This window comes from Pseudomonas sp. PA-1-6B (assembly GCF_021609545.1).
Classification (GTDB): domain Bacteria; phylum Pseudomonadota; class Gammaproteobacteria; order Pseudomonadales; family Pseudomonadaceae; genus Aquipseudomonas; species Aquipseudomonas fluorescens_BV.
In genome coordinates this window covers 113,172-121,720 of sequence record NZ_WJZM01000009.1, presented here as the reverse complement: position 1 = coordinate 121,720, position 8,549 = coordinate 113,172, and the positions used below count along the sequence as shown (strand labels likewise).

At 60.3% G+C, this 8,549-nt stretch carries 7 protein-coding genes; 2 read left to right on the top strand and 5 right to left on the bottom strand.

The window, feature by feature from the left end; all coding sequences use genetic code 11:
* Positions 1-421: 421 nt before the first annotated feature.
* Positions 422-1,759: an NADP-specific glutamate dehydrogenase gene (gene gdhA, locus GIV35_RS07415; RefSeq protein WP_032904174.1), complete on the top strand. Its 1,338-nt coding sequence runs from the start codon at positions 422-424 to the stop codon at positions 1,757-1,759.
* Here the strand turns inward: gdhA and GIV35_RS07410 are convergent.
* The 5 genes from GIV35_RS07410 to GIV35_RS07390 form a co-directional block, all read right to left on the bottom strand.
* Positions 1,756-2,253, bottom strand: a complete 498-nt coding sequence (locus GIV35_RS07410; protein WP_213153397.1) for a GreA/GreB family elongation factor — start codon at positions 2,251-2,253, stop codon at positions 1,756-1,758. The two genes, gdhA and GIV35_RS07410, sit on opposite strands and share 4 nt — an antisense overlap.
* A gap of 56 nt (positions 2,254-2,309) precedes the next feature.
* Positions 2,310-2,666 carry a hypothetical protein gene (locus GIV35_RS07405; RefSeq protein ID WP_105228567.1) on the bottom strand — a complete coding sequence of 119 codons (357 nt, stop codon included), beginning with the start codon at positions 2,664-2,666 and terminating at the stop codon, positions 2,310-2,312.
* 136 nt (positions 2,667-2,802) lie between these two features.
* Positions 2,803-3,108: a chorismate mutase gene (locus GIV35_RS07400; RefSeq protein ID WP_236264468.1), complete on the bottom strand. Its 306-nt coding sequence runs from the start codon at positions 3,106-3,108 to the stop codon at positions 2,803-2,805.
* A 177-nt stretch (positions 3,109-3,285) separates the two neighbouring features.
* Positions 3,286-5,139, bottom strand: coding sequence for an Lnb N-terminal periplasmic domain-containing protein (locus tag GIV35_RS07395; protein ID WP_236264469.1), 1,854 nt, complete (start codon positions 5,137-5,139; stop codon positions 3,286-3,288).
* Positions 5,140-5,231: 92 nt separating this feature from the next.
* A complete protein-coding gene (locus tag GIV35_RS07390; protein WP_003194274.1) occupies positions 5,232-5,720 on the bottom strand; it encodes a DUF3015 domain-containing protein in 489 nt (162 codons plus the stop codon).
* Positions 5,721-5,983: 263 nt separating this feature from the next.
* Between GIV35_RS07390 and GIV35_RS07385 the strand changes: the two genes are divergently transcribed.
* On the top strand, positions 5,984-8,422 hold the full coding sequence (locus GIV35_RS07385) for a Lon protease family protein (RefSeq protein ID WP_200647522.1): 2,439 nt from the start codon (positions 5,984-5,986) through the stop codon (positions 8,420-8,422).
* Positions 8,423-8,549: the final 127 nt, after the last annotated feature.

Sequence of the window (8,549 nt, the reverse complement as noted above, 5' to 3'; positions counted from 1 at the left end):
ATACGTCGAAAACCACGGCCTCGCTCAAGAAAGGCGCTGATGGCGGAAAGCTTGAATTGCGTCGTGTATTTGCTCATGAAAAAGCCCCAGGAGTTGGATGGGTGTCCAACTTCTGGGGCGCACTTCAGTGTGTCAGCCACTGAATCTTGAGCTGAACCACCGCTATCGCAGGCAAGCCAGCTCCCACATTTGATCGAGTACACCGGTCATGTGGGAGCTGGCTTGCCTGCGATAACGGCCTACCTGTTGGTGTAAAACTCAGAGTGAAATCCCCATTTAAGGGCAAAAAAAAGCAGTTATTTATACTTATTGCACCATTTAATTTCACAAAAGCGACATCTTGCCCTGTCACGGTGCGAAACGAATTGATAAAGTCCGGCTCATTCTCTGTTTAACAACAATCAATTTGCCGAGACTTTTCATGACCGAATCCGTCGATTCCTTCCTTGCCCGCCTCAAGAAACGCGACCCGGACCAACCGGAATTCCACCAGGCTGTAGAAGAAGTTTTGCGCAGCCTGTGGCCCTTTCTTGAAGCCAACCCGCACTATCTGACCTCGGGCATCCTGGAGCGCATCTGCGAGCCGGAACGCGCGATCACGTTCCGGGTGTCGTGGGTGGATGACCATGGCAAGGTCCAGGTCAATCGCGGTTTCCGTATCCAGATGAACAGCGCCATTGGGCCCTACAAAGGTGGCTTGCGCTTCCACCCTTCGGTCAACCTGGGTGTGCTGAAATTCCTCGCCTTCGAACAGACTTTCAAGAACTCCCTGACATCGCTGCCCATGGGCGGCGGCAAAGGCGGCTCGGACTTCGACCCCAAGGGCAAGAGCGACGCCGAAGTGATGCGCTTCTGCCAGGCATTCATGAGCGAGCTGTACCGCCATATCGGTGCGGACGTGGACGTACCGGCCGGTGATATCGGTGTGGGCGCACGGGAAATCGGCTTCCTGTTCGGCCAGTACAAACGCCTGAGTAACCAATTCACCTCAGTGCTGACCGGTAAGGGCATGACCTACGGCGGCAGCTTGATCCGCCCGGAAGCCACCGGTTTCGGCTGTGTGTATTTCGCCGAGGAAATGCTCAAACGCCAAGGTCAGCGCGTTGAAGGCAAGCGTGTGGCCGTGTCCGGCTCCGGTAACGTGGCGCAATACGCGGCGCGCAAGGTCATGGACCTGGGCGGCAAGGTGATTTCCCTGTCGGACTCCGAAGGCACTCTGTACGCCGAAAGTGGTTTGACCGAAGAACAATGGTCGGCGCTGCTGGAGCTGAAAAACGTACAGCGTGGGCGTATCAGTGAACTGGCCACACGTTTCGGCCTGGAGTTCCGCAAAGGCCAGGCGCCGTGGGAACTGGCCTGCGATATCGCGCTGCCTTGCGCCACCCAGAACGAACTCGACGCCGAGGCTGCGCGCACCTTGCTGCGCAACGGCTGTCTCTGCGTGGCCGAAGGCGCGAACATGCCGACCACGTTGGAGGCTGTGGATATCTTCATCGATGCGGGCATCCTGTTTGCGCCGGGCAAGGCGTCCAACGCGGGGGGCGTGGCGGTGAGCGGCCTGGAAATGTCGCAAAACGCCATGCGCCTGCTGTGGACCGCAGGGGAAGTGGACAGCAAGCTGCACAACATCATGCAGTCGATCCACCATGCCTGCGTGCATTACGGTGAAGAAAACGGCCGTATCAACTACGTCAAGGGCGCGAACATCGCGGGCTTCGTGAAAGTGGCTGACGCGATGCTGGCCCAGGGTATCGTCTAGGCCTCGGCTTCGATGCGCAGCACTTCGATCAACTGATCGCCGACGGGGCGCTGCCACAGCACCTCGTCGCCCACCTGGGCGCCCAACAAGGCACGGCCCAGGGGCGACCCCCAGTTGATCAAGCCTGCGTTGGCATCGGCTTGGTCTTCACCGACCAACTGGATGCGCTGCTGTTCGTCCTGCTCGTTGGCGAACGTAACCCAACTGCCGATCTGCACCTTGTCGGTGGATGTGGCCGGCGCGACTACCTGGGCGCTTTGCACCCGTTGGTTGAAGTAACGCAGGTCCCGCTCAAGGCCAGCCTGGCGCTGTTTATCAGCCTGTTCGCCCTTGGCGGCTTCGTCGCTGTGCTCCCCTTGCAAATGCGCCACCTTGGCCTGCAATTGCGCCAACCCATGCGCGGTCAGGCGGTTAGGTTGCGCGCTGACCTGACGCTCCACCGGCTGATCAGCCTGGGCCGCGGCGTTATCTTCATTTACAAAAGCTCGGCTCATGGCGTTCTCCTTCCTATGAAGGTTGGGCCACGTTCGCTGCCTGATCGTTCCCACGATCAGCGTGAGCGATAGGCTTTGGCGGCGTCACGATCTTTTTCCTGCTGCCAATCGCGTTCGCGGTCGTCCCTGCGGTTTTCCTCGTAATCGCGCAGTTCCTGGCTCTCACGCATGGCCTTGCACTGGCGAAAGCCATCTTCCCAGCCTTCGGCGTAAGGCCGGTCTTTGAGGTAGCGCGGCACATTCTTGCGAAACGCCCCGGTAATCACCCCAGCGGCCTGGCGACCGCTGCTGCAACCGTCGTCAAAGCCATCGGCGAAGGCGGGTGGGTAACCCTTGGCCAGCAATTCCTGATGGGTTGACTGGCAACCCGACAACCCCACCACAGCGCACAGCATGACCACATACCGCCACATGGCGTACTCCCTGGCCGGTTAACGGCTGATAAGGAGAGTCTAGAAGGGGATTTGTTGGGGCCGTGTGAAATGGCGGTCAGAAATGTGTGGGAGGGGGCGACCTGTGGCGAGGGAGCAAGCTCCCTCGCCACAGGGTTTATGACGGGTGGTTCATCGCCAGCGCTGTATGTTCAGCCAATTCCTGTTGAATAAATGCAGCGATCATTGCGCGATACACCTGTTCGGTGACCTCAGGGTTGGCGCCCACTACATCGGATAACGCCCGCACCTTTGCGACTACTTGTTCAACCCGTTGTGGTGCCTTCACCTCATCGGTGTCTTTTTTAAAGTGCGCAGCTTGAGAGACGAAGCGTCCGCGTTCGGCCAGCAAGGTGACAATTTGTTGGTCGAGGCGGTCGATGTTTTCGCGGACTTCGTCAAGGGTAGTGCAGGCAACGGCCATGTTGATGGAACTCCTGATTTGTTGGGAGGGGACGATGCGGTAGGGCTGACTATACGCGGGCCAAATGTGGGAGCGGGCTTGCTCGCGAATGCGCATTGTCAGTCACTGATTTTTTGTCTGACGCACCGCATTCGCGAGCAAGCCCGCTCCCACATTTTGATCGTTGTAAGGCTTGAGTCAGTAGTGGTACCACTTCAGCTCAAGCATCACTTCATTCACTGGCGTGGACAGGTGGCTGTATTCACGCTGGGCACTCAGGCGCAGGCCCAGGTTGCGTGACAGTTCCCATTGCTGGTTGAGGCTGATGCTGCGCCGCACTTCGCCGTTGGTGAAGAAATCACCCTTGGCTTCCAGGCTCAGGTTGCCCAACGGGTTTTTCCACAGCACGCCGGTGTTGAACCCGGCCGCCGGGGAGATGGCTTCGCTGAAGTCGTTGTTGTGCTCCACGCGCACGGTGCCGAGGGCGAAGCCGAGCATGTCGTCGGAGAGTTGCCAGGTGCCACCGGCGCCGCCGTTGACGTGGGCCACCAGGGTTTCGTCGTCGTGTTTGCCCGGTACGCGTTCCAGGCCGCCGGTGACTTGCCACGACCAGGGTTGCAGCAGCGCATTGCGCGGCGTCAGCGAGCGGATGGTGGCCAGGTCCAGTTGCTGGAGCTGCCAGTGATTGCCTTCGTACTGGCGCAGTTTCATTTGCAGGATTTCGATCTGCGCGCCCAGGGGGAAGCCTTCGGCGTTGTCGTTGAGGTCGTGGTAGGCCATGCGCAGGCCGTATTCGCCGAAGGCTTTGTCGCCGCGGGTGCCGATGCCTGCCTGCCAGGTGCGCGACTCGTGGCCGTTTTCCGGCAGGCCAGGCGGGGTGATTTTCAGGTCTGGCGCCGGGTTCTGGTTAATCGCGCGCAGCAGTTCGAAGCTGCGCTGGGAGCGTGTCGCATCGCGCTCCAGGCCATTGGCGCGGTAGCGGCCCAGGCGGTAAGCGGCGTCCACGATGAGTGCCTGGCGCTCGCGGGGCAGTGCTTTGAATGCCGGTTCCTGCAGTTGCTTTTGGTCGTCGCTGATTTTCAGCACCCACTGTTGCTCATCGCTATCGAGTGGCTTGGCGCGTTCCAGCAGTTCGCGTTCACGGGAGGGGCGATAGTCGATCTTTTCGACCAGACCTGCGTCCTTTACCGCCTTGACGGTATCGGTAGGGATCGCGGTGAGCGGGAACTGTTCGGTCAGGCGCAGGCCGGGGCGGGCCACTTGCAGCAGTTCCAGCAGGCGGTAGGAGCAGTTTTCGTCGAAGAAGAAGTAATCGAACTGGATCTGCTTGAGCTCCCACACGTGCTCGACCATACGCTTGGTTTCGACCTCGGTGAGGTTCAGGCGGTATTCCCACAAATCGCGGTTTTCGAGGCTACGGTATTCGGAGAGTTTCTCCTGATAGGGCACCAGGGCGAACAGGCCGGGGTAGCCGCCCATCAGGCCCTTCCAGGCATAGAGGATGCTGTTGTCGGAGCCTTCGATATAGGCGCCGAAGTTGATCGCATAGCTGAGCAGCGCGGTGTTGTTGCTTTGCACGTCGGCCTGGTCGATGCGCAGCAGGGTGTGGCCGAACATCGACGACGGGCTGTTGAGGTAGGCCGCCGGGAAGATCATCACTGCGCTATGGGGCGCGACATCCTTGAACCACTGGGTGAACTCTTTGCATTCCAGAGCGGGCAGGTCGTTCAGTTGCAACTGCGCCTTGAGCCAGCGGGTGCGTGCGGGGTAAACGCACTGGGCGTGCTTTTCACCCAGGCTGGCCGGTGCATACAGCGCATCAACGGTGGCCTTGAGTTCGGCGTCCGGATGGTGTGCGCCATCGGGAGCGATGAAGAATTTCTGGTCGCTGACATAGCTGCGCCAGCCACTGATCTTGCCGGCTTCGTAGTGCCCCAGCGACAGCCAGAATGGATCATTGGCCAGTTGCTGCAAACGTTGATCGTCGAGGTGCGGTGCCGCATGCAGCGGGGCGCAGGCGAAGAGAGCCAGGCAAGCGAGGCGTTTGAGCATGGGGGCTACTTAAGTCGGACGGAAAAAAAGACCCAAGGTGGGCGGGTCGAAAAAATAAAACCCGCGCCTCGAAAGGCGCGGGCAGGTCGAGCTTAAGCCTGGGTTGCGTATTTCGCCAGACGGGCATCGCTTTTCAGTACAGCAATGGTGTTGTTGTGCACGTCGTCAGCGGTCACGTCAGCCTTGCTGAAGATCTGCTGGAAGTGCTCGTGGGTCACGGCCGCGAAGTGGTCGCGATCTTCCGGGGCAACACCCAGTACCACGGCATAGGTGGTCAGCGCTTCGCCGTTGCCTTTGGCCATGTCTTCGGACAGCTCGTTCATCATGCCATTCATGGCAATCCAGGACTTGCCGCCGTAGGTCAGGGCGCTGTTGGTGCTGCAACCGTTGGTGCCCGAGGTCATGCCGAAGGTGGCGTTACCCGAAGTACCGTTGGTGGTGGAGGCGAGGAAGTGGGCCGGAGTACCGCGCTGGCCTTCGAACAACATGTTGCCCCAACCGCAGTTCGGGCCACCTGGTGCTTCTGCCATTGCATTGAGGGAGACGACGGTGAAGAGAGTACCAAGAAGGATCCGTTTCATAGCTTTGTTCTCTTTGTGTGCAAACCAATGGACAAGGGTTCAGGTGCTCAACGCACCCTAGGGGCCAGTTATTAGTCCAACCCGCGCAGTTTGGAGTTTAGGCACGTTCCCAGGGTTCCGTGTTTTTTTATAAACATTCAGTCGCGGGCGATTTTTTTGTAGGAGGCGTGCGGTGGCTATGCTTTCCCGAAAGCGCGCCTTGCCAGAGCGCTCAACCGGGAGCCAGAATGCCCCATCTGCCCCGCCTGATGTAAGGAAGCCCGATGCCTGATCCTGTTGCTGCCAGCCTGCGTCTAGCGCCCGAAGCGCTGACTCGCCCTTTCTCCGCTGAACAGTTCAGCTTCTCGACCACCAATGATTTGGAGCCCTTTCGCGGTGTGCTTGGCCAGGAACGTGCGGTTGAAGCCTTGCAGTTCGGCGTGGCCATGCCACGCCCCGGTTACAACGTGTTTGTGATGGGCGAGCCGGGCACCGGCCGCTTTTCGTTCGTCAAACGCTACCTGAAAGCCGAAGGCAAGCGCCTGCAAACCCCGGCGGACTGGGTTTATGTGAATAATTTCGATGAGCCCCGCGAGCCTCGCGCCCTGGAATTGCCGGGTGGCGCCGCCGCGGCATTTATCGCCGATATCAACGGCCTGGTCGATAACCTGGTCGCCACCTTCCCGGCGGCGTTCGAGCACCCGACTTATCAACAGCGTAAAAGCGCCATCGACCGGGCGTTCAACCAGCGCTACGACAAGGCGCTGGACGTGATCGAGCGCCTGGCCCTGGAAAAAGACGTGGCGCTGTACCGCGACAGCTCCAACATCGCCTTTACGCCGATGCTCGACGGCAAGGCGCTGGACGAAGCGGAGTTTTCGCAACTGCCGGAGGCCGATCGCGAGCGCTTCCACACCGATATCTCCGAGCTGGAAGAACGCCTCAACGAAGAGCTGGCCAGCCTGCCGCAGTGGAAGCGCGAGTCCAACAACCAACTGCGCCAGTTCAACGAAGAAACCATCACCTTGGCCCTGCAGCCTTTGCTGGCGCCATTGTCGGAAAAATACGCAGAAAATGCGGGCGTCTGTGGCTACCTGCAGGCCATGCAGGTGTACCTGCTCAAAACCGTGGTGGAGCAATTGGTGGACGACGCCAAGACCGACGCCCAGGCGCGCAAGCTGCTTGAGGAACAATACTGCCCGAGCCTGGTAGTGGGCCACTCGGTCAACGGTGGCGCGCCGGTGGTGTTTGAACCGCACCCGACCTACGACAACCTGTTCGGCCGTATCGAATACAGCACCGACCAGGGCGCGCTCTACACCACCTATCGCCAGTTGCGTCCCGGCGCGTTGCACCGCGCCAATGGCGGTTTTCTGATCCTGGAAGCCGAAAAAATGCTCAGCGAGCCGTTTGTGTGGGATGCGCTCAAGCGTTCCCTGCAATCGCGCAAGCTGAAGATGGAATCGCCGTTGGGCGAACTCGGCCGCCTGGCCACCGTGACCCTCAACCCGCAGATGATTCCCTTGCAGGTCAAGGTGATCATCATCGGCTCGCGCCAGTTGTATTACGCCTTGCAAGACGCCGACCCGGACTTCCAGGAGATGTTCCGCGTACTGGTGGACTTCGACGAAGACATCCCCATGGTCGACGAGAGCCTGGAGCAGTTCGCCCAGTTGCTCAAAACCCGTACCTCGGAAGAAGGCATGGCGCCGCTGACCTCGGACGCGGTGGCGCGCCTGGCGACTTACAGCGCACGTCTGGCCGAACATCAGGGGCGCTTGTCGGCGCGTATTGGTGATTTGTTCCAGCTGGTCAGCGAGGCGGATTTCATTCGCCACCTGGCCGGCGACGAAATGACCGATGCCGGGCATATCGAGCGCGCCCTCAAGGCCAAGGCCACGCGCACCGGCCGCGTGTCGGCGCGGATTCTCGACGACATGCTCGCTGGCGTCATCCTGATCGACACTGCCGGCGCCGCTGTGGGCAAGTGCAACGGCTTGACGGTGCTGGAGGTCGGCGACTCGGCATTCGGCGTGCCGGCGCGGATTTCCGCCACGGTGTACCCGGGCGGTAGCGGTATCGTCGACATCGAACGCGAAGTTAACCTCGGCCAGCCGATTCACTCCAAGGGCGTGATGATCCTCACTGGTTACCTGGGCAGCCGCTATGCCCAGGAATTCCCGTTGGCGATTTCTGCGAGTATCGCCCTGGAGCAGTCCTACGGGTATGTGGACGGCGACAGTGCGTCCCTGGGCGAGGCATGCACCTTGATCTCGGCCTTGTCGAAGACGCCACTCAAGCAGTGCTTTGCGATCACCGGCTCGATCAACCAGTTTGGTGAAGTGCAGGCGGTGGGCGGGGTCAACGAGAAGATCGAAGGCTTCTTCCGCCTCTGCGAAGCCCGCGGGCTGACCGGTGAGCAGGGTGCGATCATCCCTCAGGCCAACGTGGCCACGCTGATGCTCGACGAGAAGGTGTTGCAGGCCGTGCGTGCGGGGCAATTCCACATCTATGCGGTGCGCCAGGCGGATGAGGCCTTGAGCCTGCTGGTGGGCGAAGATGCCGGCGAGCCGGACGCCGAGGGGCAGTTTCCGGAAGGCACCGTGAATGCGCGGGTGGTGGAGCGCTTGCGGGCGATTGCCGAGATGATCAGCGAGGAAGATCTGAAGGAGGCGGAAAAGGAGCTGGCGCAGCAGGCGTTGGCCGAAGCCAAACCAACCTGATTGCTGTCATCACTCGGTTAAGGTGGGAGCTGGCTTGCCTGCGATAGCGGTATATCAGCCAACTGGGAGGTTGGCTGTGAGTCTGTCATCGCAGGCAAGCCAGCTCCCACAGTGGTCCGTGGTGTTT